25 protein-coding genes are annotated in these 26,040 nt (G+C 65.8%); 4 read left to right on the top strand and 21 right to left on the bottom strand.

The window, feature by feature from the left end; translation table 11 throughout:
• Positions 1-49 precede the first annotated feature (49 nt).
• Positions 50-3,469, top strand: coding sequence for a fused isobutyryl-CoA mutase/GTPase IcmF (icmF, locus tag DVS29_RS17745; protein ID WP_118181783.1), 3,420 nt, complete (start codon positions 50-52; stop codon positions 3,467-3,469).
• Positions 3,470-3,526: 57 nt separating this feature from the next.
• On the opposite strand, the gene DVS29_RS17740 is transcribed toward icmF, so the two are convergent.
• Complete coding sequence (locus DVS29_RS17740) at positions 3,527-4,483, bottom strand: NAD(P)H-dependent flavin oxidoreductase (protein ID WP_118181782.1); 957 nt, start codon at positions 4,481-4,483, stop codon at positions 3,527-3,529.
• A gap of 242 nt (positions 4,484-4,725) precedes the next feature.
• On the opposite strand from DVS29_RS17740, the gene DVS29_RS17735 reads away from it, so the two are divergent.
• Complete coding sequence (locus DVS29_RS17735) at positions 4,726-5,616, top strand: alpha/beta fold hydrolase (RefSeq protein ID WP_118181870.1); 891 nt, start codon at positions 4,726-4,728, stop codon at positions 5,614-5,616.
• Positions 5,617-5,625: 9 nt separating this feature from the next.
• On the opposite strand, the gene DVS29_RS17730 is transcribed toward DVS29_RS17735, so the two are convergent.
• Positions 5,626-6,102 (bottom strand): Lrp/AsnC family transcriptional regulator, encoded by a 477-nt coding sequence (locus tag DVS29_RS17730; protein ID WP_118181781.1) that lies wholly within the window; start codon positions 6,100-6,102, stop codon positions 5,626-5,628.
• A gap of 128 nt (positions 6,103-6,230) precedes the next feature.
• On the opposite strand from DVS29_RS17730, the gene DVS29_RS17725 reads away from it, so the two are divergent.
• Entirely contained in the window at positions 6,231-7,133 is a 903-nt protein-coding gene (locus DVS29_RS17725) for a DMT family transporter (protein WP_118181780.1), read from the top strand.
• 294 nt (positions 7,134-7,427) lie between these two features.
• On the opposite strand, the gene DVS29_RS17720 is transcribed toward DVS29_RS17725, so the two are convergent.
• From DVS29_RS17720 to DVS29_RS17695, 6 genes are all read right to left on the bottom strand, one after another.
• Entirely contained in the window at positions 7,428-8,339 is a 912-nt protein-coding gene (locus DVS29_RS17720; protein WP_420816123.1) for an MBL fold metallo-hydrolase, read from the bottom strand.
• A complete protein-coding gene (locus tag DVS29_RS17715) occupies positions 8,336-8,791 on the bottom strand; it encodes a MaoC family dehydratase (RefSeq protein WP_118181778.1) in 456 nt (151 codons plus the stop codon). Before DVS29_RS17715 ends, DVS29_RS17720 begins: the two co-directional genes overlap by 4 nt.
• The gene (locus DVS29_RS17710; RefSeq protein WP_205962475.1) at positions 8,788-9,018 is read right to left on the bottom strand and encodes a DUF1289 domain-containing protein; all 231 of its coding nucleotides are present in this window, start codon (positions 9,016-9,018) and stop codon (positions 8,788-8,790) included. The genes DVS29_RS17715 and DVS29_RS17710 overlap by 4 nt, the downstream gene beginning before the upstream one ends.
• Positions 9,015-9,536, bottom strand: a complete 522-nt coding sequence (locus DVS29_RS17705) for a YbaK/EbsC family protein (RefSeq protein WP_118181777.1) — start codon at positions 9,534-9,536, stop codon at positions 9,015-9,017. Before DVS29_RS17705 ends, DVS29_RS17710 begins: the two co-directional genes overlap by 4 nt.
• A gap of 62 nt (positions 9,537-9,598) precedes the next feature.
• On the bottom strand, positions 9,599-10,525 hold the full coding sequence (locus tag DVS29_RS17700) for a hydroxymethylglutaryl-CoA lyase (protein WP_118181776.1): 927 nt from the start codon (positions 10,523-10,525) through the stop codon (positions 9,599-9,601).
• Between the two features lie 54 nt (positions 10,526-10,579).
• Positions 10,580-11,521 carry a 2-hydroxyacid dehydrogenase gene (locus DVS29_RS17695; RefSeq protein ID WP_118181775.1) on the bottom strand — a complete coding sequence of 314 codons (942 nt, stop codon included), beginning with the start codon at positions 11,519-11,521 and terminating at the stop codon, positions 10,580-10,582.
• A 258-nt stretch (positions 11,522-11,779) separates the two neighbouring features.
• Here DVS29_RS17695 and DVS29_RS17690 point away from each other — a divergent pair, with 258 nt between their 5' ends.
• On the top strand, positions 11,780-12,382 hold the full coding sequence (locus tag DVS29_RS17690) for an RBBP9/YdeN family alpha/beta hydrolase (RefSeq protein ID WP_118181774.1): 603 nt from the start codon (positions 11,780-11,782) through the stop codon (positions 12,380-12,382).
• A gap of 30 nt (positions 12,383-12,412) precedes the next feature.
• Here the strand turns inward: DVS29_RS17690 and bioB are convergent, their stop codons facing one another.
• The 13 genes from bioB to DVS29_RS17630 form a co-directional block, all read right to left on the bottom strand.
• Positions 12,413-13,483: a biotin synthase BioB gene (gene bioB / locus DVS29_RS17685; protein WP_118181773.1), complete on the bottom strand. Its 1,071-nt coding sequence runs from the start codon at positions 13,481-13,483 to the stop codon at positions 12,413-12,415.
• 43 nt (positions 13,484-13,526) lie between these two features.
• Positions 13,527-14,246: a dethiobiotin synthase gene (gene bioD / locus DVS29_RS17680; RefSeq protein ID WP_118181866.1), complete on the bottom strand. Its 720-nt coding sequence runs from the start codon at positions 14,244-14,246 to the stop codon at positions 13,527-13,529.
• A gap of 82 nt (positions 14,247-14,328) precedes the next feature.
• Positions 14,329-15,528: an 8-amino-7-oxononanoate synthase gene (gene bioF / locus DVS29_RS17675; protein ID WP_118181772.1), complete on the bottom strand. Its 1,200-nt coding sequence runs from the start codon at positions 15,526-15,528 to the stop codon at positions 14,329-14,331.
• Positions 15,528-16,877, bottom strand: a complete 1,350-nt coding sequence (bioA, locus tag DVS29_RS17670; RefSeq protein ID WP_118181771.1) for an adenosylmethionine--8-amino-7-oxononanoate transaminase — start codon at positions 16,875-16,877, stop codon at positions 15,528-15,530. The genes bioF and bioA overlap by 1 nt, the downstream gene beginning before the upstream one ends.
• Before the next feature lie 481 nt (positions 16,878-17,358).
• A complete protein-coding gene (locus tag DVS29_RS17665; RefSeq protein ID WP_118181770.1) occupies positions 17,359-18,738 on the bottom strand; it encodes a dienelactone hydrolase family protein in 1,380 nt (459 codons plus the stop codon).
• A 235-nt stretch (positions 18,739-18,973) separates the two neighbouring features.
• A complete protein-coding gene (locus DVS29_RS36935; protein WP_124800666.1) occupies positions 18,974-19,339 on the bottom strand; it encodes a hypothetical protein in 366 nt (121 codons plus the stop codon).
• Between the two features lie 40 nt (positions 19,340-19,379).
• Positions 19,380-19,829, bottom strand: coding sequence for a YchJ family protein (locus DVS29_RS17660; RefSeq protein ID WP_118181769.1), 450 nt, complete (start codon positions 19,827-19,829; stop codon positions 19,380-19,382).
• Between the two features lie 19 nt (positions 19,830-19,848).
• A complete protein-coding gene (locus tag DVS29_RS17655; protein ID WP_118181768.1) occupies positions 19,849-20,979 on the bottom strand; it encodes an acyl-CoA dehydrogenase family protein in 1,131 nt (376 codons plus the stop codon).
• Between the two features lie 49 nt (positions 20,980-21,028).
• Positions 21,029-21,706, bottom strand: a complete 678-nt coding sequence (locus DVS29_RS17650; protein ID WP_118181767.1) for an SDR family oxidoreductase — start codon at positions 21,704-21,706, stop codon at positions 21,029-21,031.
• Between the two features lie 55 nt (positions 21,707-21,761).
• Positions 21,762-22,955, bottom strand: coding sequence for an acetyl-CoA C-acetyltransferase (locus DVS29_RS17645; RefSeq protein ID WP_118181766.1), 1,194 nt, complete (start codon positions 22,953-22,955; stop codon positions 21,762-21,764).
• Positions 22,948-23,730: a carbonate dehydratase gene (can, locus tag DVS29_RS17640; RefSeq protein ID WP_118181765.1), complete on the bottom strand. Its 783-nt coding sequence runs from the start codon at positions 23,728-23,730 to the stop codon at positions 22,948-22,950. Before can ends, DVS29_RS17645 begins: the two co-directional genes overlap by 8 nt.
• Complete coding sequence (aceK, locus tag DVS29_RS17635) at positions 23,727-25,562, bottom strand: bifunctional isocitrate dehydrogenase kinase/phosphatase (protein WP_118181764.1); 1,836 nt, start codon at positions 25,560-25,562, stop codon at positions 23,727-23,729. Before aceK ends, can begins: the two co-directional genes overlap by 4 nt.
• Positions 25,563-25,578: 16 nt before the next feature.
• A complete protein-coding gene (locus DVS29_RS17630) occupies positions 25,579-26,037 on the bottom strand; it encodes a MerR family transcriptional regulator (RefSeq protein WP_240655669.1) in 459 nt (152 codons plus the stop codon).
• Positions 26,038-26,040 lie beyond the last annotated feature (3 nt).

Below are 26,040 nucleotides of genomic sequence, written 5' to 3'. Positions count from 1 at the left end.
CGATACACTCCAGACGGACACCCACAAGGTGTGACGATCTGGGGGAGACATGACCGATCTATCCACGCCGCAGCGCACGTCGCGACACACGCCGCAGCGCATCGACGGCGACGCCGCGGTGCGCGCCGGCACACAGCGCCTGCGTTTCGTGACGGCTGCCGCGCTGTTCGACGGACACGATGCGTCGATCAACATCATGCGCCGCATCCTGCAGGCGAGCGGCGTCGAGGTGATTCATCTCGGCCACAACCGTTCCGTCGACGAAGTCGCCACCGCCGCGTTGCAGGAAGACGCGGACGGCATCGCGGTGTCGAGCTATCAGGGCGGCCACATCGAATACTTCCGCTACCTGGTCGACCTGCTGCGCGAACGCGCCGGGTCGCGTATCAAGGTGTTCGGCGGCGGGGGCGGCGTGATCGTGCCGCACGAAATCGACGAGTTGCAGACGTATGGCGTCGAGCGTATCTATTCGCCGCAGGACGGGCAGCGGCTCGGCCTGCAGGGGATGATCGACGACATGATCGCGCGCTGTGCGGCGGCGGCGCGCGAGCGGGAGGTTGCGAGGCAATCGCAGTCGCAAGGTCAGGGCTCGGATGAGCCGCAGTTTGCACTCGGCGCGTTGAACCGCGCATCTAATGGCAGCGCCAAAGATCCTGCGCAAACCGCCGCGGTGTTCCGCCAGCTCGCCGAACTCATCACCTCACTCGAAGCGGGGCATGCCTCCTCGGCATTGCGCGAATCGCTTTCCCACTACGCGCAGACCGCGCGCATTCCGGTGCTCGGCATCACGGGCACGGGCGGCGCGGGAAAGTCGTCGTTGACTGACGAACTCGTGCGGCGTTTCCGCCTCGACTACGACGACACGCTGAACATCGCGGTGCTCGCGATCGATCCGTCGCGACGCAAATCCGGTGGCGCGCTGCTCGGCGACCGTATTCGCATGAACGCGATCGGCGACTGGGGCGCGGGGCCGCGCGTGTTCATGCGATCGATGGCGACGCGCGAAGCGTCGAGCGAACTGTCCGCCGCGCTGCCCGATGCGATCGCCGCATGCAAGGCGGCGGGCTTCGATCTGATCGTCGTCGAGACGTCGGGCATCGGGCAGGGCGACGCGGCGATCGTGCAGCACGTGGACCGTTCGCTCTACGTGATGACGCCGGAGTTCGGCGCCGCGAGCCAGCTCGAAAAGATCGACATGCTCGATTTCGCCGATACGGTCGCGATCAACAAGTTCGATCGCAAGGGCGCGGCCGATGCGCTGCGCGACGTCGCGAAGCAGGTGCAGCGCAACCAGGCGCGCTTCAGCGAAGCGCCGGACGCGATGCCGGTGTTCGGCACGATCGCGTCGCACTTCAATGACGATGGCGTGACCGCGCTCTATCAGCACCTCGCGGCATCGTTGCGCGAGCATGGCCTGCGAGAAGGCGGACAGCGCTTGCCGTCGCTGACGGGCGTGCGTCATTCGACGGGCCGCAACGCGATCGTGCCGCCACCGCGCGTGCGTTATCTGTCCGAGATCGCGGATACGGTGCGCGCGTATCGCGAGCAGGTCGACGCGCAGTCGAAGCTCGCGCGCGAACGCTGGCAGATCGACGAAGCGCGCCGGATGCTGCGCGAAGCGGATGGCGTGTCGAACACTGCTCAACCAAACGATCGCCTCGACGCGCTCTACACGCAGAAGCACGCACAACTCGGCGAGCGCGAAAAAGCGTTGCTTGCCGCGTGGCCCGACACCGTTGCCGCGTACAGCGGCGACGAACACGTGACGCGCGTACGCGATCGCGAGATCCACACCACGCTCACCGTGACAACGCTATCCGGCTCGCAGGTCCGCAAGGTCTCGCTGCCGAAGTACAGCGACCCCGGTGATCTGCTGCGCTGGCTGATGCTCGACAATCTTCCGGGTCATTTCCCGTTCACCGCGGGCGTGTTTCCGTTTCGTCGGGAGAACGAAGATCCGACGCGGATGTTCGCCGGTGAGGGCGATCCGTTCCGCACGAATCGCCGCTTCAAACTGCTGTCCGAAGGTATGCCGGCGAAGCGCCTGTCCACTGCATTCGATTCCGTCACGCTCTACGGCGAAGAGCCGCACGAGCGCCCGGACATCTACGGCAAGGTCGGCAATTCGGGCGTATCGGTCGCGACGCTCGACGACATGAAAACGCTCTACGACGGCTTCGATCTGTGCTCGCCGCAGACATCGGTGTCGATGACGATCAACGGTCCCGCGCCGTCGATCCTCGCGATGTTCTTCAACGTCGCGATCGATCAGCAGATCGCGGCCGCGCGCGCGAAAGCGAAGGACGATGGGCGCGAAGCGACGGCGGAAGAACTGCTCGCCGCGCAACAGCACGCGCTGGAAAATGCGCGCGGCACCGTGCAGGCCGACATTCTCAAGGAAGACCAGGGGCAAAACACCTGCATCTTCTCGACCGAGTTCAGCCTGAAGGTGATGGGCGACATTCAGGCGTACTTCGTCGAGCATGGCGTGCGCAACTTCTATTCGGTGTCGATCTCGGGCTATCACATCGCGGAGGCCGGCGCGAATCCGATCTCGCAGCTCGCGTACACGCTCGCGAACGGCTTCACGTATGTCGAGGCGTACCTCGCGCGCGGTATGAAGATCGACGACTTCGCGCCGAACCTGTCGTTCTTCTTCTCAAACGGGATGGACCCGGAATACACGGTGCTCGGTCGTGTCGCGCGCCGCATCTGGGCCGTCGCGATGCGCGAGCGCTATGGCGCGAACGAGCGCAGCCAGAAGCTGAAGTATCACGTGCAGACGTCGGGCCGCAGCCTGCACGCGCAGGAGATCGACTTCAACGACATCCGCACCACGCTGCAGGCGCTGATCGCGATCTACGACAACTGCAACTCGCTGCACACCAACGCGTTCGACGAAGCGATCACCACGCCCACTGAAGAATCGGTGCGCCGCGCGGTCGCGATCCAGCTGATCATCAATCGCGAATGGGGCTTGACGAAGAACCAGAATCCGAGCCAGGGCAGCTTCGTGATCGAGGAACTCACCGACCTCGTCGAAGCCGCGGTGCTCGCGGAGTTCGATCGTCTGACGGAACGCGGCGGCGTGCTCGGCGCGATGGAGACGGGGTATCAGCGCGGACGCATCCAGGACGAGTCGATGCTGTACGAACACCGGAAGCACGATGGCTCGTACCCGATCGTCGGCGTGAACACGTTTCTTGCCGCGCATTCGCACGATGCGCCGCCGCCGATCGAACTCGCCCGTTCCACCGATGAAGAGAAGCAGAACCAGCTCACGCGCCTGCGCGACTTTCAGGCGCGCAATCAGCACGCGGCGCCCGCAGCGCTTGGCAAGCTTCGGCAGACGGTGATGGACGACGGCAACGTGTTTGCCGTGTTGATGGAAGCGGTGCGCGTGTGCTCGCTCGGGCAGATCACGCACGCGCTGTTCGAGGTGGGCGGACAGTACCGGCGCAACATGTAGCGGTTGCGCCGGCTTTGGATGTAGAACGAAGCGGGAAAAGAAGCGCGGAACGAAACCTCAGCGAATCGCGAGCCGCGCTTTCGCCGCGTCGTATTCATCTTTCAGACGCGCGACGAGCGTCGCGACGTCGGGCACGTCGTCCATCAGGCCGACGGCTTGCCCCGCGCCCCAGATGTCCTTCCACGCCTTGGCCTTGTCGCTGCCGAAGTTCATCTTCGTCTTGTCCGACTCCGGCAGCGCATCGGGATCGAGGCCCGCATTCACGATGCTTTCGCGAATGTAATTGCCGTGCACGCCGGTGAAGAGATTCGTGTAGATGATGTCCGATGCGTTCGCGCCGAGGATGGCCTCCTTGTAGCTCTCCACCGCGTGCGCTTCCTTCGTCGCGATGAAGCGCGTGCCCATGTACGCGAGGTCCGCGCCCATCGCCTGCGCGGCGAGGATCGAGCCGCCGTTCGCAATCGCGCCGGACAGCACGATCGGCCCGTCGAACATGCGACGCACTTCGCCGACGAGCGCGAACGGCGACGTGGTGCCCGCGTGGCCGCCGGCGCCGGCCGCGACGAGAATCAGCCCGTCGACGCCCGCTTCGAGCGCCTTCTGCGCATGGCGCAGGTTGATCACGTCGTGCAGCACGATGCCGCCGTAGCTGTGCACCGCGTCGACGATCTCACGCGCCGGCGCGCGCAGGCTCGTGATGAAGATCGGCACCTTGTGTTCGACGCACACGCGAACGTCGTGCTCGAGCCGCGCGTTCGACTGATGCACGATCTGGTTAACTGCGATCGGGCCGATGATCGCATCCGGGTTCAAGCGTTGGTGTTCGGCGAGCGACGCCTGGATCTGCGTGAGCCATTCGTCGAGCAGTTCGGCGGGGCGCGCGTTCAGCGCCGGAAACGAGCCGACGATGCCGGCCTTGCACTGCGCGAGCACGAGCTCCGGGTAGCTGACGATGAACATCGGCGATGCGACGACAGGCAGCGCGAGGTTCTGCAATACGGCGGGCAAGGCCATGACGGAAGTCTCCTTGTCTTGTGCATTGTTCGGATGTGGACAGCATGCGATAGCGTGACGCGCCCCGCATGTTTTTGCACGATCGTTCGATTATAGGTGAAGCGTGCTGTGCATGTGCATCGTTCGACACGTCAAGCGTTCGAATAAGTGCTCGGGTTCTACGCATTAGTGGCCTATCCAACGAGGCACACGTTTGGCGCGCTCTTACAATGGCCGCACCGACCACGACGGGAATGCACAACATGCCTTTCGAGGACTTCACGCCCTTCCGTTTGAGAGAGGGCGACGTCGACATCTACGGTGTCAAGGGCGGATCGGGGCCACCGCTGCTGCTGCTGCACGGCCATCCGCAGACGCACATGATCTGGCATCGCTGCGCAGCGGCGCTTGCGCAGCACTTCACGGTGATCGCCACAGATCTCCGCGGCTATGGCGCGTCGGGCAAACCGCCGAGCAACGCCACGCACTCCCCGTATTCGAAACGCACGATGGCGGCTGAGCAGGTCGCCGTGATGCGGCACTTCGGCTACGAACGCTTCCTTGTCTGCGCACACGATCGCGGCGCGCGCGTCGCGCACCGGATGGCGCTCGACTTTCCGGAAGCCGTCGAGCGCCTGATGCTGCTCGACATCGCGCCGACGCTCGCGATGTACGAAGCCACCGATCGCACGTTCGCGACGCTGTACTTCCACTGGTTCTTCCTGATCCAGCCGGCGCCGTTGCCGGAAACGATGCTCAGCGCGAACCCGGACGTGTACGTGGAGCGCGTGATGGGGAGCCGCTACGCGGGCCTTGCGCCGTTCGCGCCCGAAGCGCTCGACGCGTATCGCGCCGCGCTGCGCCAGCCGGGCGCGGTGCACGCGATGTGCGAGGACTATCGTGCATCCGCCACGATCGATCTCGAGCACGACCGTGCGGATATCGAGCGCGGGCATAAGCTTGGGTGTCCGGTGCGCGTGCTGTGGGGCGAAGAAGGCGTGATCGCGCGCTGCTTCGATGCGCTCGCCGAATGGCGGAAGGTGGCGCGCGACGTGAGCGGCCGCGCGCTGCCGTGTGGCCACTACATCCCTGAAGAAGCGCCGGACGCGCTCGTTGAAGAAGTGCTGTCGTTCTTCGAGCCGCTCGCGCGCTGACAGTGGTCTTCAGACGAGCGGCGGCAGCCGCCTCGCGATCGGCGTCGACTTGATGATCGCCGTGCTGGTCTCCGCGCGCTCGGTCACTTTCCCGAGAATGCCATCGAGCTGCTCGATCGAACGCAGATAGAGGCGGCAGACGAAGCAGTCGTCGCCCGTCACCTTGTCGCATTCCACAAACTCCGGAATGCGGCGAATCACCTCCTCCACCAGATGCAGCTGACCCGGCAGCGGCTTCACGCGCACGATGGCCTGCAGCGTGTAGCCGAGCGCGCGCGGGTCCAGCTCGACCGCGAAACCTGCGATCACGCCTTGTGTTTCCAACCGCCGTATCCGGTCGGTGGTACTCGGCGCTGACAGGCCGATGCGCTTCGCGAGCTCGCTGACCGGCTGCCGAGCGTCTTCGGCGAGCGCGGCGATCAGCTCGCGGTCGGTGTTGTCGAGGGTGGCGGGTGCCACGGTTTGCGGTGAAAGGCGTTTGCTCATCTTGACCTTCGATTGCAAGGTGAATGGATCGTACAGCCTTAGTTTAGCCATAGTTTTGCGCTTGTCGAGTTCCTAAACTGGTCTCCATCGGCTCGCGGTACGGGCCTTCGATCCAATGGAGCGGGAACATGGCTTCTGCAGAAATTCGTCGCGGCGCGCTGGAGATGTCGGTCGCGATGCTGATGTCGGGGACGATCGGCTGGCTCGTCGTGTCGTCCGGGCAGTCCGCGTTGAACGTGGCGTTCCTGCGCTGCGTGTTCGGCGCGGTCGCGCTGACCATCGTGTGCGCGAGCCGCGGCCTGTTCCGGCGCGAGCTGTTCTCGTGGCGGATGATCGGCTTCGCGGTGCTGGGCAGCGCGGCGATCGTGTTCAACTGGGTGCTGCTGTTCGCGTCGTACTCGCGCGCGTCGATCTCGATGGCGACCACCGTCTACAACACGCAGCCGTTCATGCTGGTCGCGCTGGGCGCGGTGATCTTCCGCGAACGGATCACCGCATCGACGATCGTGTGGCTGCTGGTCGCGTTCGCGGGGCTCGTGCTGATCGTCAGGGTGGAGCCGGCCGTGCTCGCGATGCCGGGCCAGTACCTGACGGGCGTCGCGCTCGCGTTCGGCGCGGCGCTGCTGTGGGCGGTGTCGTCGATCGTCACGAAGCATCTGAAGGGCACGCCGCCGCATCTGCTCGCGTTGATCACCACGATCTCCGGCATCGTGCTGCTGGCGCCGTTCGTGCATTACGGTGCATTACCCGATACCGGCGCGCACTGGCTCGAAGTTGCGACGCTCGGCGTGGTCAACACCGGCGTGATGTACGTGCTGATGTACGGCGCGATCCAGAAGCTGCCGACTTCGATGACGGGCGCGCTGTCGTTCATCTATCCGGTGGTCGCGATCGTCGTCGACCGCGTGGCGTTCGGGCAGAAGCTTGCGTGGGTGCAGTTCGCGGGCGCGGTGCTCGTGCTGGTGGCTGCGGCGGGCGTGAACCTCGGCTGGCGGATCGTGCCGCAGAAACTGCGCGCAATAGCGGGCTGAAAGCCTGGTGAATGCAGGGTACCCGACGATTAGTATGGATTCCGGAGTATTTTCCGTAAGGTCCGACAGGTAAGTTCTACCGTCATCGACGTCATGGACATTTAACGAATTCGCGTTCGCCGCGCCTTGTCAAGGTTTTGTAGGGAAATCACCGATGCGTCGCAAATTTGGCGGCGCGTATCATTTCATCGACGCTTGATCACGTCATCAAAATTCCGCCGTTCGCCAGTTGCTGGCGAGCGGCTTTCTTTTTGTGGGGCGTGAAAAAGCGCGTCAGCGCGCCTTAAGGGACGCTTAAGCGCCCGACACGATCCGTTCGCCGTCAGCGTGCAGCGCGCCGTTCTTCACGAGCTCGTCGACCAGCGTGCGCAGCAGCGCGGACCAACCGGATGCCGGCGCGAGCATCGCCGCCGCCGCGCGCATGGCCTGCGCGCTGTCAAGCATCCGCAGCAGCGCATCGAAGGTCATCGCGCGTTCGTCGAGCAGACGGAACACGATCAGCACCTTGAGCGCGTTCTTTGCGTTGCGCGCGGGGTCGGCGCGCAGCCACGCGACGCGCGAGCGCGCGCGTTCCAGCGCAAGCCCGACGTTGGTAAAGGGCGCGCCGTGCCCGGGAATGACGATGTCGACCGCGAGCGTCGCAATCAGCTCCAGCACCGCCTGCTGTTCCGCGAAGCCGCTCTCGCCTTCCAGCTCTGGAAAAATCACGCCGAAGCCGTTTTCCCACAGCGCATCCGCGCTGATCAGGATGCGTTCGTCAGCGCTGTACAGCATCAGCGAATGCGGATCATGACCCGGTGCGCCGAGTACGTCCCACCGTAGGCCGCCGAGCGTCAGCGCGTCGCCCGGCGTGAGCGTACCGGTGAATCCGAAGCCCGCGCAGTGCTGACCCGTCGCGCGAAATGTCAGACGCGCTTCGTCCCAGTTGCGCACCGCGTCTGCTTCCGCGTCGGGAATGACGGTGCGGCACGGCCATGCCGCCTGCAGGATCGCGTTGCCGCCGCAGTGATCCGAATGCAGGTGCGTGTTGACGATCAGATCGAGCGGACGATTGCCGAGCGCGTTCTGCACGAGCGCGAGCGTCTGCTGTGCATGCGACGCGTAACCGGTATCGACGAGCGCCGTCGCGGCATCGTCGACGAACAGCACGTTGTTCGACGACAGCCAGCCGCGCTCGAACACGCGCATCGTCGGCGGCAGCTTCATGATGCGGTGCCGTCGCGGTCCGGCTTCGGCATCACGAGGATCGTCGATGCGCCGACCACCACCGTCTCGCCGCGCTGATTGACCACCGTTCCTTCGAGCTTCGTAAGATCGCCGTTGAGGCTGGATTTCCAGTACGCGTCACGCACGGTCCACGTCATCGTGAGCGTGTCGTTCGCGTGCGCGGCCTTCTTCAGCTTCATGTCGAATTCGAGGCCGAGCGGCTGCGCGTACTGCGAGAAATGCGTGGCGAGCAGCGCCATGAAGTACGCGGTGGGCTGCGTGCCCGATGCGATCAGTCCACCGAAGCGACTCGCGGCGGCGTAGGCGTCGTCGTGATGCAGCGGGTTCAGATCGACGACGAGCGTCGCGAACGCCTTCACCGATTCGCACGACAGCGACAGCGTCGTGCTGAACGACTCGCCGATGGTGACGATGCGTGGCGGCGCGTTCATCGGTGCGACTCCAGCCACGCGGCGTGACGCGCATCGATCGCATTCCACACCGCGCGCTTCGCGTCGTCGTCGAAGGTCGACCAGTTCGCGATTTCGTCGATGGTGCGCAAGCACCCCTCGCACAGCCCCGTCGATGCATCCATCCGGCAGATGTCGATGCAAGGCGACGGCACCGGCGTCATGTCTTGCGGCCGCCGCGTGGGCTGCGATGCGCCACCGCCGCTCATGCGGTTTCGCGCAGCGCGACGTCGACGACCGGCGCGCCCGTCAGCGCGACGAGTTCGTCGGCGGTCAGGTTGAACACCGCGTGCGGATGACCGGCCGCGGCCCACAGGCTGCCGAGCGCGAGTAGGTCGCCGTCGATTAGCGTGACGGGCGTGACCGCATGTCCGATCGGGCACACGCCGCCAATCGCATAGCCCGTTTTCTCGCGCACGAACTTCGCATCCGCGCGCCCAACTTCACCGACGTGCGCCGCGACCTTCTTCTCGTCGACGCGGTTCGCGCCGCTCGCGATCACGAGTACCGGCGCATCGTCTTCGCGACGGCGAAACAGGATCGACTTTGCGATCTGCGCGACCGAGCAGCCGAGCCCCGCCGCCGCTTCGGCGGAGGTCTTACCGGTCTCGGCAAGCATCACGACATGACCCGCATGGCCGCGTTCGCGCAGCAGCAGGGCCACGCGGCGCGCGGAATCGGGCAGCGTGTCGAAGTTGTCGTGAGCGGGCGTGGCGGTCGTACTCATTTCAGGCGGTTCCTTGTCGTTGCTGTGGTTCGCTTTGATTGCGCGTCGTTCAGGCGCAGGTATCACGCGCAATCGATCTGCTGGCTGCGCGCCTTCGCGAGCAGCGCCTTGCCGGCGCGCGACACGTTCGGCCGGCCGATCGCGGTCGAGATGAAGTCGCCGATTTCGACGACCTGCGCGAGGTCGATGCCGGTCCTGATGCCGAGGCCGTCCATCAGGTACAGCACGTCCTCCGTCGCGACGTTGCCGGTTGCGCCCTTCGCATACGGGCAGCCGCCGAGCCCTGCCACCGACGCGTGATAGATCTCGATGCCTTCCTGCAGCGCCGCGTAAATATTCGCGAGCGCCTGGCCATAGGTGTCGTGAAAGTGCCCGGACAGCCGCTCGCGCGGAAACACGCGCGTCACCGCTTCGAACACGCGGCGCACGTGGTCCGCGGTGCCGACGCCGATCGTGTCCGCGATGTCGATCTCGTCGCAGGCGAGCGCCTTGAAGCGCTCCACCACGTCGACCACCGACGCGATCGGCACGTCGCCCTGATACGGGCAGCCGAACGCGCACGAAATGCTGCCGCGCACGCGCAGCCCCTGGTCTTTCGCGGCCTTCGCGACCGGCACGAAGCGCTCGATGCTCTCCGCGATGCTGCAGTTGATGTTCTTCTGCGAGAAAGCCTCGCTGGCCGCGCCGAAGATCACGATCTCGCCCGCGCGCGCGGCGATCGCACCATCCAGGCCGCGCATGTTCGGCGTCAGCACCGAGTAGATCGTGCCGCGCCGGCGTTCGATGCCGGCCATCACGTCGGCGGCATCGCCCATCTGCGGTACCCATTTCGGCGACACGAACGACGTGGTTTCGACGTTCGGAAAGCCTGCCGCGGCGAGCCGGTTCACGAGCTCGACCTTGGTCTGCGTCGGCACGAATTCCTTTTCGTTCTGCAGGCCGTCGCGCGGGCCGACTTCGACGATCTTGACTCTTTGAGGTAACGCCATGATGTGTCTCCTGCCGCGCGTTCGCGGCGTATCGAATGCAACGTCGTTACAGCATCAGTAGCCGCGCGTGAGATCGACGATGCCGCCGATCGTCTCGCCGTTTTCGAGCGCGTGGATCTTGCGCCCGATCTGTTCGATCGATTCCGCGCGCAGCGTCAGCGCGGCCGAATGCGGCGTGATCGCGATGCGCGGATGCCGCCAGAACGGATGCTCGCGATCGAGCGGCTCTTCGCGAAACACGTCGAGCATCGCGCCGGCGATCTGGCCGCTATCGAGTGCCGCGAGCAGATCCTCTTCGACGAGATGCCTGCCGCGCGCGAGATTCACGACGTACGCGCCGTGCGCGAGTTTCGCGAACACACTCGCGTTCAGCACGTCGTGCGTATCCGGCGTGTAGGGCAGCAGATTGATCAGCACCTTCACGCCATCGAGGAACGCATCGAACTGCGCCTGGCCCGCGAAGGTCGTCACGCCTTCGATGCTGCGCGCGTTGCGGCTATAGCCGCGCACCGGGACGCCGAGCGTCGCGACGCGCTCGGCGACGTGCGTGCCCAGCAGACCGAGCCCGAGCACGCCGACGGTGAAGGTTTCGCGCGGATGCGGCTCCAGCATCTCCCAGTTGCGCTCGTTCTGCAGCAGCGCATATTCGTCGAAGCGGCGCAGGTAGCGCAGCACTGCGTGCATCGCGTACTCGGCCATCTGCGGTGCCATGCCGCTGTCTTCGAGGCGCACGAGCGGCACGTTGCGCGGCAAGGTGCCGGGTTCGCGCGCTTCGATCGCGAGAATCGCATCGACGCCCGCGCCAAGGTTGAACACCGCGCGCAGCGTGTCGCGTCCCGCGAGCATCTCGTGCGGCGGACGCCAGACGATCGCGTAGTCGGCGGCCGCGTGGTCGCCAGGCTGCCATTCGCGCACTTCGGCATCAGGCATCGCGTGCACGAGATCGTGCAGCCAGAGCTCAGCGTCGCTGGTCGGCGAATAGAAAATGATCTTCATGCGAAGGCTTGCAGCGGGCGCTGCAGAACGGATGGGGATGATGCTGCTGCTGCGAACATGGCGGCTCCAGATCGAGGCAAGCCCTCATTTTACGGTCTCGCGCGCGTTGTCGCGCGGCTCGCGGCAAGTAGATGGCACTTATACGGTCCGTCGCGGCGCGCTTGTACCGCTGCCCATAAACTAAGCACGAAAAATTGGTTCGGCTGCGCGCGACCCGGCGCCACAATGATCTACGGATGCCCGCAGCGAGGAACAATCATGCTTTCATGCAGCACATCGGCGTGGCCGCCACGGCTCGTCACGGTGCCAGGCCTGCACGGCAGCGAAGGCGCGCATTGGCAGAGCTGGCTCGAGCGGCAGTTCGCGAGATCGCTGCGAGTCGAGCAGACGGACTGGGACGCGCCGGATCTGGCGCGCTGGGCGCAGCAGGTGCGGGCGCTGCTCGCGCGCGAGCGCGGCCCGTTCGTGCTGGCCGCGCACAGCTTCGGCTGTCTCGCGGCCGCGCAGGCGTTGCAGCAGGGCCAGCATGCGGCGGATGTGGTGGGCGTGCTGTTCGTCGCGCCCGCGAGCCCGAAAAAGTTCGAATTCGCGGGGGCGTTCGACGCGCGGCGGCTGGGCGTACCGTCGATCCTGATCGGCAGCGAGACCGATCCGTGGATGCCGGTCGCCGATGCGCGCGATCTCGCGCGACGCCTCGGCAGCGCGTTCGTGAATCTCGGCGACGCGGGGCATATCAATACCGCGGCCGGTTATGGTCCGTGGCCGCGCGCGAAATACTTCATCGATACGCTCGTGCACTGCGCGGCGCCACTGCGCTTCGGCGAAGATCCTTTCGAGCTCAAGCATCACGCGTTCGTCTGAACGCGTGAGCGCGCGCTGCGGCGCGCTGCTTTAGTTCGCCGCTGAGCGTGGATGATCGCAGCCGCGGTGCTCGCAGCCCGCTGCATCGGCGGGGAGCTGCTGTGCCGTCTCCGCGCGAATGCCGAGGCGTGCGAGCAGCTTGCGGTCGGCCTCAGCCTGCGGGTTGCTGGTGGTCAGCAGCTGATCGCCGTAGAAGATCGAGTTCGCACCCGCCATGAAGCACAGCGCCTGCAGCGCCTCGTCCATCTGCTCGCGTCCCGCCGAGAGCCGCACCATCGCGCGCGGCATCGTGATACGTGCCACCGCGATCGTGCGGACGAACTCGAACGGATCGATCGCTTCCGTGCCGGTCAGCGGCGTGCCTTCCACCTTCACCAGATTGTTGATCGGCACCGATTCCGGATACGGGCTCATGTTTGCGAGCTGCGCGATCAGGCCCGCGCGTTCGCGGCGCGATTCGCCGAGACCGACGATGCCGCCGCAGCACACGTTGATGCCCGCATCGCGCACGCGTTCGAGCGTGTCGAGGCGGTCCTGATAGGTGCGCGTCGAGATGATCTGCCCGTAGAACTCCGGCGACGTGTCGAGGTTGTGGTTGTAGTAGTCGAGGCCCGCATCGGCGAGACCTTGCGCCTGGTGCGGTTCGAGCATGCCGAGCGTCACGCAGGTCTCGAGGCCCATCGCCTTCACGCCGCGGATCATCTCCTTGATCGGCTCCAGATGCCGGTCCTTCGGATTGCGCCACGCGGCACCCATGCAGAAGCGCGTCGCGCCGTTGTCCTTCGCGACGCGCGCGGCGGCGAGCACGTCGTCGACGGGCATCAGCTTTTCGGCCTGCAGACCGGTGTCGTAGTGCGCCGACTGCGGGCAGTACTTGCAGTCTTCCTCGCAGCCGCCGGTCTTGATCGACAGCAGCGTGGAGAGCTGCACCGCGTTCGGATCGAAGTGCTCGCGATGCGTCTGTTGCGCGCGGAACAGCAGGTCGTTGAACGGCAGCTCATACAGCGCGACGACGTCGACGACTCGCCAGCGGGCGCCCGATTCGTTTGCGACAGGCTGCGAGGCGGCGCTCGGGGATGCGGTGGACTGGATCTGGCTCATGGTGTCGGATTCGTTTGTTCGTTATGTGCGATGGAAGTGATGCTCACGCCGCGTGCGCGCGCAGCGCGGCGAGCAATGCATCGGTATCGAGGTGATTCGCGGCGGCTTCGGGCGAAGGCGGATCGAGCCGCGGCACGACGCCCAGCAGCGGCGCGTGATGATCGCGCTGCAGCCACGCGCGGATCGTGGCGATGTTCTCGTCGGCGAACTGCATCGACGGGTCGACACGATTCGCGACCCAGCCCACGAGTTTCAGGCCGCGCGCCTTGATCGCATCGGCCGTCAGCAGCGCGTGATTGATGCAGCCGAGCCGCATGCCGACCACCAGCACGACGGGCAACTGCAATGCGCGCGCGAGATCGGCAGTGTCGCGCTCGCCGTCAAGCGGCACGCGAAAGCCGCCCACGCCCTCCACGACCACGACGTCCGCGCGCTCCAGCGCCTGCTGGTGACACGCGACGATGTGCTCGATATCGAGCGTGACCTGCTCGCGTTCGGCGACGATATGCGGCGCGGCCGGTGCTTTCAGCAGATACGGCGTGCGCAGTTCCGGCGGCAGCGGCGCGTTCGCGGCGGCATCGAGAACGTCCGCGTCTTCGTTGTGCCAGACGCCGTCCACTTCGACGGCGCCCGCCACGATCGGCTTCATCGCCGCCGCGTGCAGGCCGAGGTGGGCGAAACCGCGCAATAGCGCAGCCGAAACGAGCGTCTTGCCGATCTCGGTGTCGGTGCCGGTGATGAAGACGGAGAGGGCTTTGGTCATCATGCCTCCCGCCGGGCCGCCCCAAGGGAGGCATGCGCCCCCTCGGGGGGCAGCGAACGAAAGTGAGCGTGGGGGTCGTTCATCATGCCGCCTCCTGTGCGGCACTGGCGTCGGCGGCCCTAGACAACGCCGCCTCAAGCCGATCCAGATCTTCATGCGAATGCGCGGCGGACAGCGACACGCGCAGACGCGACGTGCCGACCGGCACCGTCGGCGGCCGGATCGCGGGCACCCAGAGTCCTGCATGATCGAGCTCGGCGGCGAGCGCGAGCGTCGCTTCGTTGCTGCCGATGATGAGCGGCTGCACCGCGGTGTGCGAATCCACCGGCTGCCATGGCGTGCGTTTCAGGAGCGTGCGCGTGCGCGCAATCAGCTCGCGCAGATGCGCGCGCCGCGCGTCGCCTTCTTCGCCGCCGATGATGCGCAGGCTCGCCGACACCGCGAACGCCGACGCGGGCGTCGACGCGGTCGTGAAGATGTACGGCCGCGCGCGCTGCACGAGCCATTCGATCACCGTGTCGTGCGCGACGACGAACGCGCCGGACACGCCCGCCGCCTTGCCGAGCGTGCCGACCATCACGAGATGCGGTGAGCGCAGCGCGGCTTCGGCAATCGCGCCACGACCAAGCGGGCCGAGCACGCCGAAGCCATGTGCGTCGTCGAGCACGAGCCATGCGCCGTGCTGCTCGGCCAGTGCGAGCAGACGCGCGAGCGGCGCGACGTCGCCGTCCATGCTGAACACCGTGTCGCTGACGATCACCTTCGTTTCGGCATCCGATGCATCGAGCAGCGCGCTCAATGCGTCGACGTCGCCGTGCGGATAGATCTTCACGTCGGCGCGCGACAGGCGTGCACCGTCGATCAGCGACGCGTGATTCAGCGCATCGGAGAACAGCGTCGCGCCGCGACCTGCGAGCGCGGTCAGCGTCGCGAGGTTTGCCATATAGCCGGTGCTGAAGTACAGCGCGCGCGGCGCGTCGACGAAACCGCCGGCAAATGCCGCGAGATCGTCTTCGAGCTGCGCGTGCGCGCGCGAGTGGCCGCCCAGCAGATGCGAGCCGCCGCTGCCCGCGCCATAGCGGCGCGCGCCTTCGGCGAGCGCGTCGATCAGCTGCGGGTGCGCGGCGAGACCGAGATAATCGTTCGACGCGAAGCCGACGATCGGTCGGCCATCCACCGTCATGTGTGCCGCGCACGCGGTGTCGGCCGTGCGGCGGCGACGACGCAGCCCTTGCGCGTCGATGTCCTTCAGGCCCTGTTCGAGCTGGCGGAGCAGTTCCATCAATGCACCTCGTCTGCGAGTGTGGCGTCGAGCGTGTCACGCGTGCGCGCGGCGAGCCACGCAAGTTCGTCGTCGCTCAGGATGTACGGCGGCATCAGGTAGACCGTGGTGCCGATCGGGCGCAGCAGCAGTTCGCGTTGCAGCGCGTGGTCGAAGAAGCGGCGCGAGAACGTGCGCGCGGCTTGCGCATGATCGATCGCGACGTCGAAGGCGAACAGCGTGCCGCACTGGCGCAGATGCCGCACGTGCGGATGCGCGCGCAGCGGTTCGAGCGCGGCGCGCAGCACAGCGGATTTGCGCGCGTTCTCCGCGAGCACGTTGTCGCTCGCGAACAGATCGAGCGTCGCGAGCGCCGCGCGGCACGCAAGCGGATTGCCGGTGTACGAGTGCGAGTGCAGGAAGCCGCGCGTCGTGTCGTCGTCGTAGAACGCATCGAAGATGGCGTCGCGCGACAGCACGATCGACAGCGGCAGATACCCGCCGCTGATGCCCTTCGACAGGCACAGCAGATCCGGCCAGATGCCCGCCTGCTCGCACGCGAAGAAGGTGCCGGTGCGCCCGCACCCCACCGCGATTTCATCGGCGATCAGATGCACGTCGTACTCGTCGCACAGCGCGCGCAGCCCCGCGAGATACGACGGATCGTGCATCGCCATGCCGGTCGCGCACTGCACGAGCGGCTCGACGATCAGCGCGGCCAGCTGCTCGCCGCGCGCGGCGAACAACGCGCGCACGCTGTCGAGCGCGCGTCGCGCGACGTCCGCGGCGGATTCGCCGGGCGCGGCAAGCCGTGCATCCGGCGATGCGACCACGTGCGCGTGGCGGATCAGCGGGTCGTACGCGTCCTTGAACAGCGCGACGTCGGTCACGCCGAGCGCGCCGATCGTTTCGCCGTGGTAGCTGTTCGCGACGCACGCGAACTCGCGCTTCTCCGCGCGGCCGCGATTGCGCCACGTGTGGAAGCTCATCTTCAGCGCGATTTCGACCGCCGATGCGCCGTCGGACGCGAAGAACGCGTGGCCCAGCGTGTGATCGGTGAGGGCGGCGAGACGTTCCGCGAGTTCGATCGCGGGCTCATGCGTGCAGCCCGCGAGCATCGCGTGTTCGAGCGTATCGAGCTGCGTTTTCAGCGCCGCGTTGATGCGCGGATTCGCGTGGCCGAACAGGTTGACCCACCACGAACTGATCCCGTCGAGAAAACGGCGGCCGTCGCGATCATAGAGCCACGGGCCGGCGCCGCGCGCGATCGGGATGAGCGGCATGCGCTCGTGGTGCTTCATCTGCGTGCAGGGATGCCACACGGCGCGCAGGCTGCGGGCGACCCAGTCTTCGGTTGCAAGTGTGTCCAAGAACAGCTCCAGCTTAAGGCGGGCGAAACGGACCGCGGCACGCGATCCATCCCGGCGGGAGCGAGATTAACGCGTTCCCGGACGACCGGGAACCCACCTTCAGGTGCCTGGATTTAAGACCCGGCGCGAGGTTTGGAGCCGTTTGCGACGGCTCGGAACCGTTCGGATGTGATCGCGAGAGATGGGTGGAGATGGCGACGGCAAAGTTATGGGAGGTAGTGGAAAAAAATCTGGGTGGGAGGCGGTGGCGCGGCGGTGCCTGTTGTCGCACAGAGTCGCATTTCGAGGGACGAACCGGCCAATTTGTCGTTTTCCTTCGCACAAGGACGCGCTTTCGTCGTTTTCCCTCGCACTTAGCCGTGAAGGGGCCCCGACGCCTGGTCGGGCGGAAAGTCATCAAAGGAAACCGACCGCGCGAGCGGACCAAAGTCCAATAGAGGGGAGATGAGCGCACGCCGCGAACGGGCGCGCGATGACAGCGTTAATTACGGCTTGCGAGCGCGTGCGCCTGATCCGGTTGATCGCCGCCGATGTCCGAAGCGCCGGCGGGCTTCGTGCCCGCGATGTTGGCTTTGGCGTTGTTCGCGGCATCCTGCTGGTTGCCAGCAGCATCATCCGCCGGCTTCGAATCGGCCACGCTGGTCTTGCCCGCCTGGTCGTTCCACACCACCTGGTCGTTGACCGCGTAGAGCTTGCACGGCGAGCTGCTTTCCTTCTCGCAGTTCGACACGGCCACCGACATCGGATTGTCGCCGCCCTCGGCCCACGACCACGCGCCGGAGGTCGACACCGCGAACGCGCGGCTCGGGTATTGGTGCAGGAAGTTCTGATAACCCTTGCGGCCGGAGTCGTCGAGGTAGGGCACCGCGTCGACGGAATCGAGTTTTGCGAAGTGCGTGGCCTTCGGCATGGCTGGGTCCTGCACTTCGTAACGGATACCGGTGGGCATGCCGTTGCGCGCGAGGAACGATTCGACCGACGGCCACCACACCGCGACGCCGTCGCGATCGCCGACCAGACGGTGCGAGTCGTTCTTGTACGAGCCGTAATCGACCATCCGCGCTTCGGCGCCGTGCGCGGTGTACGCGGTGTACATCTGCGTGATCAGCTGCGACGACCAGATCGAATCGTTATCGCCGTACAGCCACAGCGACGGCACGCGCACCTTCGAACCATACGAGCCGAACGCGTCGGTCAGGTTGTGCTGCCAGCCGTCGCAGGCATCCTGGCGGAGGCCGCCGGAGAAGTTGATCAGCGCGCGCACGCCGGGCGCGGCTTCGGTGCCGTAGGCCATCGTCGCAAGGCCACCATGCGACGTGCCCGCCACCGCGATGTGCTGCGCGTCGACGTACGGCTGCTTCGCCATGTAGTTGACGGTCGTGGCGACGTCCGCGGCCTGGTCGATGCCGTTCTGCGTGACGTCGCAGCCGTCCTGCTCGTAGGCGCCGCCGGAGCCCGCGAAGCCGCGGCGGTTCGGCGCGACGACGACGTAGCCGCGGCGCACGAATTCGCGCGCGAACGGAACGGGATCGCTGCGCGCCTGGTCGCGCGGGTCGCCGTGGATCTTGCCGTGGTTGAACACGATCATCGGGAACGGACCCGGGCCGTCGGGACGATAGATCGTGGTTTCGAGCGAAACGTTTGCCTGACCGTCCACAGGAATGCGGATGACCTGCTCGTTGAGATTGGTCTTGACGGTGGGGAGCCAGTTGTCGTCGAGCGCGATGCGCGGCACGCGGGCGCTGCCGAGCGGGCCCGCCGCGGGTTCCGACGAATAGACGAGCGGATCGGCGTGAGCGAAGGATGCGGCGATGAACGCGCAAACGATCGCGGACCCCGTCAAGAATTTACCAAACACCATCCGTCTAACCCATCCCGCCGTGAAGCGCCTGCTGAATACCGAGGCTTGCTGCCGTCCAACGAGTTGTGCGTTTTGGAGAGCACAACAAGCCTCGCGCACAGTGCGTATTCGCGTGTGCGCCGTTGCAAGCGCCATTGATGAAACCCGAAACCGGCCGGTCACGCGTCTGCATGCCCGTTGAGATGAAGCGTTGCGTTCGACCTTCGCGAAGTGACCGTTTCAATCGCCGCTGAACTCACACCCAGCGATGGATCGGACCCCTCTGTAAGGGCGTCGTAACGCTTGCACTACCCAGCATTAATACTGGCATGACAATTTTCTCTTGCGCAATCCAGGACAATCCCCGCACTGCAAAAAATTCCGCATTCACCGAATGGGGCCGGTTGGCAAAGTCAGCCATCGAGCCCGCTTCGGCGCGATCGGTATCGTCTACCGATGTGGTGTCTCGCCAACAACGCTGTGCTTTCCAATGCTTAACGGCAAACGTGAGATTGCGCTTGAGGTCCGCGCCCAGCAATTTGCACTCCGTTGCTATCTTTGTGAAAGCAACGAATGGGTTCGCAAACTGGAAAGGATTACCGAACGATTGTACGGGCGGCATGCGAAGTGTGCATGACGCAAAGCAGCAAGATGGACGGAATTCAGTGGTCGCTCACATCGCCGTCGACGTAGCGCCAGCGCCCATCTTCGCCGCGTGCGAAGCGGCTGGTTTCGTGCAGCCGTTGTGCGCGGCCACCGGTCTTGAAGCGGGCGACGAATTCGACCTCGGCATGCGTTGGGTCGATCGCCGCGTAGCGTTTGATCTGCAGACCGAGCCACTTCGGCGCGCCGGGCGCGTCGGCGTCCACGTCGAGATCCGCGGGGCAGGTCGACGCGTCCCAGGTTGCGCGCAGATACGCCGTGTCGCCGAGCACGTACGCGCTGTAGCGCGAGCGCATCAGCTCCCACGCGGTGGGCGCGGCCTCGCCGCCATCGATGAAACGGCCACAGCATTGTGCGAAGCGCGGCGGCTTCGTATTGCCGCGCTGATCGGGTGCGGCGCCGCCGCACGGACAGTCGAGCGGGCGCGCCGCCGGGGATGACGTTGTCATGAGCGGATGGGTCGCAAGATCAAGCGAGGCTGCGTGCGATCAGGATCTTCTGGATGTCGCTCGTACCCTCGTAGATCTGGCACACGCGCACGTCGCGGTAGATGCGTTCGACCGGAAAATCGTTCAGGTAGCCGTAGCCGCCGTGAATCTGCAGCGCGTCCGAGCAGATGCGCTCCGCCGCTTCCGATGCGAACAGCTTCGCCATCGCGGCTTCCGCGAGGCAGGGCTGGCCGGCGTCCTTGAGCGCCGCCGCGTGCCAGATCAGCTGGCGCGCGGCTTCCAGCTTCGTCGCCATTTCGGCCAGGCGGAACTGCACCGCCTGGTGCGAGAACAGCGGCGCGCCGAAACTCTCGCGCTCCTTCGCATACCCGAGCGCCGCCTCGAACGCCACGCGCGCCATGCCGACGCTTTGCGACGCGATGCCGATGCGGCCGCCTTCGAGTCCCGACAGCGCGATCCGGTAGCCTTCGCCCTCCGCGCCGATCCGGTTCGCAGCGGGCACGCGGCAGTCCTCGAACAGGATCTGCGCGGTATCCGACGAATGCTGGCCGAGCTTCTCTTCGAGCCGCGCGACGTGATAGCCCTGCGTGTCCGTCGGCACGATGAACGCGCTGATGCCGCGCTTGCCGGCGGATTTATCCGTGACCGCCATCACGATCGCGACCTGGCCGTGCTTGCCGCTCGTGATGAACTGCTTCACGCCGTTGAGCACATAGTGGTCGCCATCGCGCGTCGCGGTGGTGCGCAACGCCGATGCATCGGAGCCGGCCTGCGGCTCGGTCAGGCAGAACGCGCCGAGCATCTCGCCGCGCGCGAGCGGCGTCAGCCAGTCGCGCTTCTGCTGGTCGTTGCCGTAGGTGAACAGGATGCTGCACACCGGACAGTTGTTGACCGAAATCGCGGTGGACGTGCCGCCGTCGCCCGCGGCGATCTCTTCGAGTATCACGGCGAGCGCGAGCGCATCGAGCCCCGCGCCGCCGTAGCTGTCGGGCACCATCACGCCATACGCGCCGAGTTCGGCGAGCTGGCGATGCACGTCGTGCGGAAAGGTGCGCTCGCGGTCCCATTGCGCCGCGTGCGGGGTCACCGCCTCGCGCACGAAGGTCCGCACCGCGTCGCGGATCATCGTGTGATCCTGATCGAGCACCATGTCGTTACGTCTCCTCGAATGTCTCTGACGACCGATGAGCGCGTGGCGCTTACCAGTCGAGCTGGGTGCCGTCGTACTGGACGAAGCACCCGTTGTAGTCGCGATGGCTGCCGCCCGCGAGCGCCAGCACCTTTCGCATGCCGGTCACGCTCTCGCGCGGATCGACCGCGGCCTGCGCACCACCCATGTCGGTGCGGACCCAGCCGGGATGCAGCGCGACGCAGGTCGCGCGGCGCGTCTGCAGCGACGTCACCTTCAGCGCGCTGTTGAGCGCCGCCTTGCTCGCGCGATACAGCCAGCCGGTGGTGCCGGTTGCCTCGCTGATGCTGCCCATCCGGCTCGACAGCACCGCGAGCACGCCGTTCGCGTCTTCGACGAACGGCAGCAGCACGGGCATCAGTTGCATCGGGCCGCGCACGTTGGTGACCATCACGTGATCGAAGTCTTCCGCGGTGATCGTCTCGACGTCCTCGGTGCGCGGGCCGTACACGCCCGACACGAGGATCGCGACATCGAGCCGCTCGCCGTCGAGCTTCCAGCCGAACGCGGCGATTTCTTCCGGCTCGGTCACGTCGAGCGGGAAGGTTTCGGCGCCGAGTGCGCCGAGCGAATCGAGTGCGGCGCCGTCGCGCGCGGTGGCGACCACGCGCCAGCCGTCTTCACGATACTGGCGCACGAACTCGTGCCCGATGCCGCGCGAGGCGCCGACGATCAGCGCTGTCTTCATGGTGAGGTCCTTTTCGTTTTTATCGAGGCGGCGTGGGCCGCCTCGATCGGGCGCATCAGATCAGCTCGATGCCCATCGCCGTCGCTTCGCCGCCCCCGATGCACAGGCTCGCGACGCCGCGCTTGCCGCCGCGCGCGCGCAGCGCGCCGATCAACGTCACGAGAATGCGCGCGCCCGATGCGCCGATCGGATGGCCGAGCGCGCACGCGCCGCCGTTCACGTTGACCTTGTCGTGCGGCAGGCCGTGCTCTTTCATCGCGGCCATCGTGACGACGGCGAACGCCTCGTTGATCTCGTACAGATCGACATCCCCAGCCTTCCAGCCGTTGCGCTCGAACAGCTTGCGGATCGCGCCGACCGGCGCAGTGGTGAACTTCGCGGGCTCCTGCGCGAACGTCGAATGGCCGACCACGCGCGCGAGCGGCGTCACGCCGAGCCGCGCGGCCGTCGACGCGCGCATCATCACGAGCGCCGCGGCGCCGTCGGAAATCGACGACGAGTTCGCGGCCGTCACGGTGCCGGTCTTGCTGAACGCGGGCTTGAGCGTCGGGATCTTGTCGAGGTTCGCCTTGAACGGCTGCTCGTCGCGCTCGATCGTCGCGTCGCCCTTGCGGCTTTCCACCTTCACCGGCGCGATTTCCCATGCGAACGTGCCGTCTTCGTTCGCGCGCTTTGCACGCGTCAGCGATTCGATCGCGAACGCGTCCTGCGCGGCGCGCGTGAAGTCGAACGATGCCGCGCATTCCTCGGCGAACGTGCCCATCAGGCGGCCTTTGTCGTACGCGTCTTCGAGGCCGTCCAGGAACATGTGGTCGAGCACCTGGCCGTGACCCATGCGCATGCCGGCGCGCGCCTTCGGCAACAGATACGGCGCGTTCGTCATGCTCTCCATGCCGCCCGCCACCATCACGTCGACGGAGCCGGCCGTGAGCATGTCGTGCGCGAACATCGCCGCGCGCATGCCCGAGCCGCACATCTTGTTGACCGTGGTCGCGCCGGTGGACAGCGGCAGGCCCGCGCCGAGCGCCGCCTGGCGCGCGGGTGCCTGGCCCTGGCCCGCGGGCAGCACGCAGCCCATCACGGCTTCGTCGATCTGTTCGGGTTTCAGGCCCGCGCGTTCGACCGCCGCAGCGATTGCCGCGGCGCCGAGCTGCGGAGCGGTCAATGCCGCGAAGTCGCCCTGGAATGCGCCCATCGGCGTGCGCGCCACCGATGCGATCACGATCGGATCGCGCGTCGTCTCACTCATGTTCACGTTTAAGCTCCTTGATCACACCTTCCACTATTGCCGGCACATCGCCGAGTTGCGCGGCATCGGCGGCGACCACGTCGTTGTCCGCCTTGTGGGCGCGACTTGCCGATACCGCGGCGACGCAACGTTCATACGTTGCATCGAGTTCACCAGGTGCCGAGACGGTCATGCCGAGGTCGCGCATGCGGCCATCGTGCACGCCATACGCCCAGCCATGCACCGTCAGCGCCTGTCCGCGCGACCATGCGTCGTTGACGATGGTCGTGCGGCATACGTTGACGACCTGTTCGATCGTATTCAGTTCGACGAGGCGGCGGTGCCGCGCCTCGCCGAGCGGCCACTCCTCGAGCATCGCGGCGTGCTTGTTGCGCACGTCCTGCACGTGATGCAGCCAGTTGTCCGCGAGGCCGACGCGCTTGCCGTGCAGCGCCGCGCCGACGCCCGAGCAACCGTAGTGGCCCACCACCATGATGTGCTTCACCTTCAGCAGGTCCACCGCGAACTGGATCACCGAAAGGCAGTTCAGATCCGTATGCACGACGACGTTCGCGATGTTCCGGTGTACGAACACTTCGCCCGGCGGCAGGCCGATGATCTGGTTCGCGGGCACGCGCGAATCGGAGCAGCCGATCCACAGATACTCGGGCGCCTGCTGATGCGCGAGGCGCGAAAAATATTCGGGGTCCGCGGCGAGCTTCGACGCGACCCACTTCTCGTTGTTGTCGAAGAGGTGCGCGAGGGTGTGCTGGGAGGATTCGTTCGGTGAAGTCATGAGGTTTGCGTTGCGAGTTGGTCTGCCGGGCGCTGCGCATCTTTTTCGTCCGCGGCAGGCGTCACGAAGCGTTCGGGGTAGCGCATGCAGAAGCGCACCGCTTCGTCGTACGGAAAGAAATCGGGTAGCTCGCCCTGGAGCAGATGATCCTTGTGGCTTTGCCACAGCGCGGGTTCGAAGAAGTCCGCGTGGTGCTTCATGAAGTATTCGCGCACGCGCGGATCGCCGAGCAGGAACGTGCCGTAGGTCTCGGGAAAAATGTCGTGCGGGCCGACCGCGTACCACGGCTCGCCGGAGAGCTCGTCTTCTTCGTTGCGCGGCGGCGGCACCGCGCGCACGTTGCAGTCGGTCAGGTATTCGATCTCGTCGTAGTCGTAGAACACCACGCGGCCGTGACGCGTCACGCCGAAGTTCTTGTACAGCATGTCGCCCGGGAAGATGTTCGCCTGCATCAGCTCCTTGATCGCCTTGCCGTATTCCTTGATGCCGTGCTCGACCGCCGCGTCGTCGCCGCTTTGCAGGAAGAGGTTCAGCGGCACCATGCGGCGCTCGATATACAGATGCTTGATGACGAGGTTCTCGCCCTCGAACTCGATCATCGACGGCACTTCCTTTTCGAGCTCGCGCAGCAGTGCATCGTCGAGACGCGACAGCGGCAGCGCGACGCTCGAATATTCGAGCGTGTCCGCCATGCGGCCCAGGCGGTCGTGTCGCTTCACGAGCAGATACTTCTGCTGGATCTGTTCGCGCGTGGTTTCCTTCGGCGGCGGGAAACTATCTTTGATCAGCTTGAACACGTACGGGAACGACGGCAGCGTGAACACCAGCATCACGAGGCCCTTGATGCCGGGCGCGATCACGAACGGGTCGCTCGAATGCGACAGATGATGCAGCAGGTCGCGATAGAACAGGTTCTTGCCCTGCTTCTGCAGACCCACGGAGGTATAAATCTCGGCCTTCGGCTTGCCGGGTAGCAGCATGCCGAGAAACGACACGTACGCCGACGGCACTTCCATGTCGACGAGAAAGTACGAGTGCGAGAAGCTGAAAATGATCGCGAGCTGTTCGCGGCGCAGCAGCACGGTATCGAGCGCGAGCAGCCCCGGCTGCGTATGCCGGATCGGCACCGCGAACGGCAACATCACATCGCCGTTGATGATGCGGCCCACGATATACGCGGCCTTGTTGCGGAAGAACAGCGACGACAGCACGTGAATCTGGAAGTTGGGCGCTTCGTCGAAGTCGCCGAAGCCGTCGTGGATCGCCTGCATCGCGCAGCCGACGTCGCGCGTCAGGTCTTCGAACGGCGGTTCCAGCTGGAAATTCGTCACGATGCGTTCGAGCGTCGCGGCGAGCCCGTCCTTGCCCGGGTAATACGCGCGATAAGTCGGCTTCGCGGCGGGCTCGTCGTTCTCGATGTATTCGGTCGAGATCGCGGGCCGCACGAAAATGAAATCGTTGTTGAAGTACGAACGGTGCAGGATCTTGCAGCACACGGAGTTGAAGAACGTCTCCGCGCATTCGGGCTGGCGGTGCGTCGTCAGCAGGCCGATGTAGTGCAGCTTGATCTGCTGCCACACTTCGTCGTCGATGTTTTCCGCGTCGTACTCGTCTTCCAGCAGCTCGACGCATTCTTCCACGCGATCGTCGTACGACGTGATGCGTTCGCGCGCGAGCCGCTGCAGGCCGTGCCAGTCGCACGCTTCGAACAGCGTCTTCGCTTCGACGGCCGCCTCGCGGAAGATCCGGTAGTGATGGTTGAATCCCTCGAGCATCGTCTGCGCGACGTCGAACCCGATCTGCGACGACAACAGTTTGGGGAAGTGATTCATGGCGCCGGTGCGTTCGTCAGTGTGAGGAGACTTCGTTTGCGTTGCCGCTTTCGGTGCCGCTGCTTTCGTTACCAGCCTGCGCGTTGCCCCCGGTCGTGCGCTCGAGCAGCATGCGCGCCTGGCTTTCGTACTGCACGAGGTCTTCGAGCGTCGCGTCGAGATCTTCGCGCTGCCGCTCCAGTATCTCGCGATGACGTGTCACCGTCGCGAGAAACGCGTGCAGTTGCGGCACCGTGTCGGTCGGCGATTCGTACAGGTCGAGCAGCGTGCGGATCTCGGACAGCGTGAAGCCGAGCCGCTTGCCGCGCAGCGTGAGCTTCAGCCGCGTGCGGTCGCGGCCCGAGTAGACGCGGCGCAGTCCGCCCGATCCTTCGCGGCTGGGTGAGAGTAAACCCTGGTCTTCGTAGAAGCGGATCGCGCGCGGCGTGACGTCGAATTCCCGCGCCAGTTCGGTGATCGTGTAGTGAGTCGTCATGAT

Origin of the sequence: Paraburkholderia phosphatilytica (assembly GCF_003443895.1) — a bacterium.
Classification (GTDB): Bacteria; Pseudomonadota; Gammaproteobacteria; order Burkholderiales; family Burkholderiaceae; genus Paraburkholderia; species Paraburkholderia phosphatilytica.
Note: the sequence above shows the minus strand (reverse complement) of the source record. Positions and strands in the feature narration are given on the sequence as shown.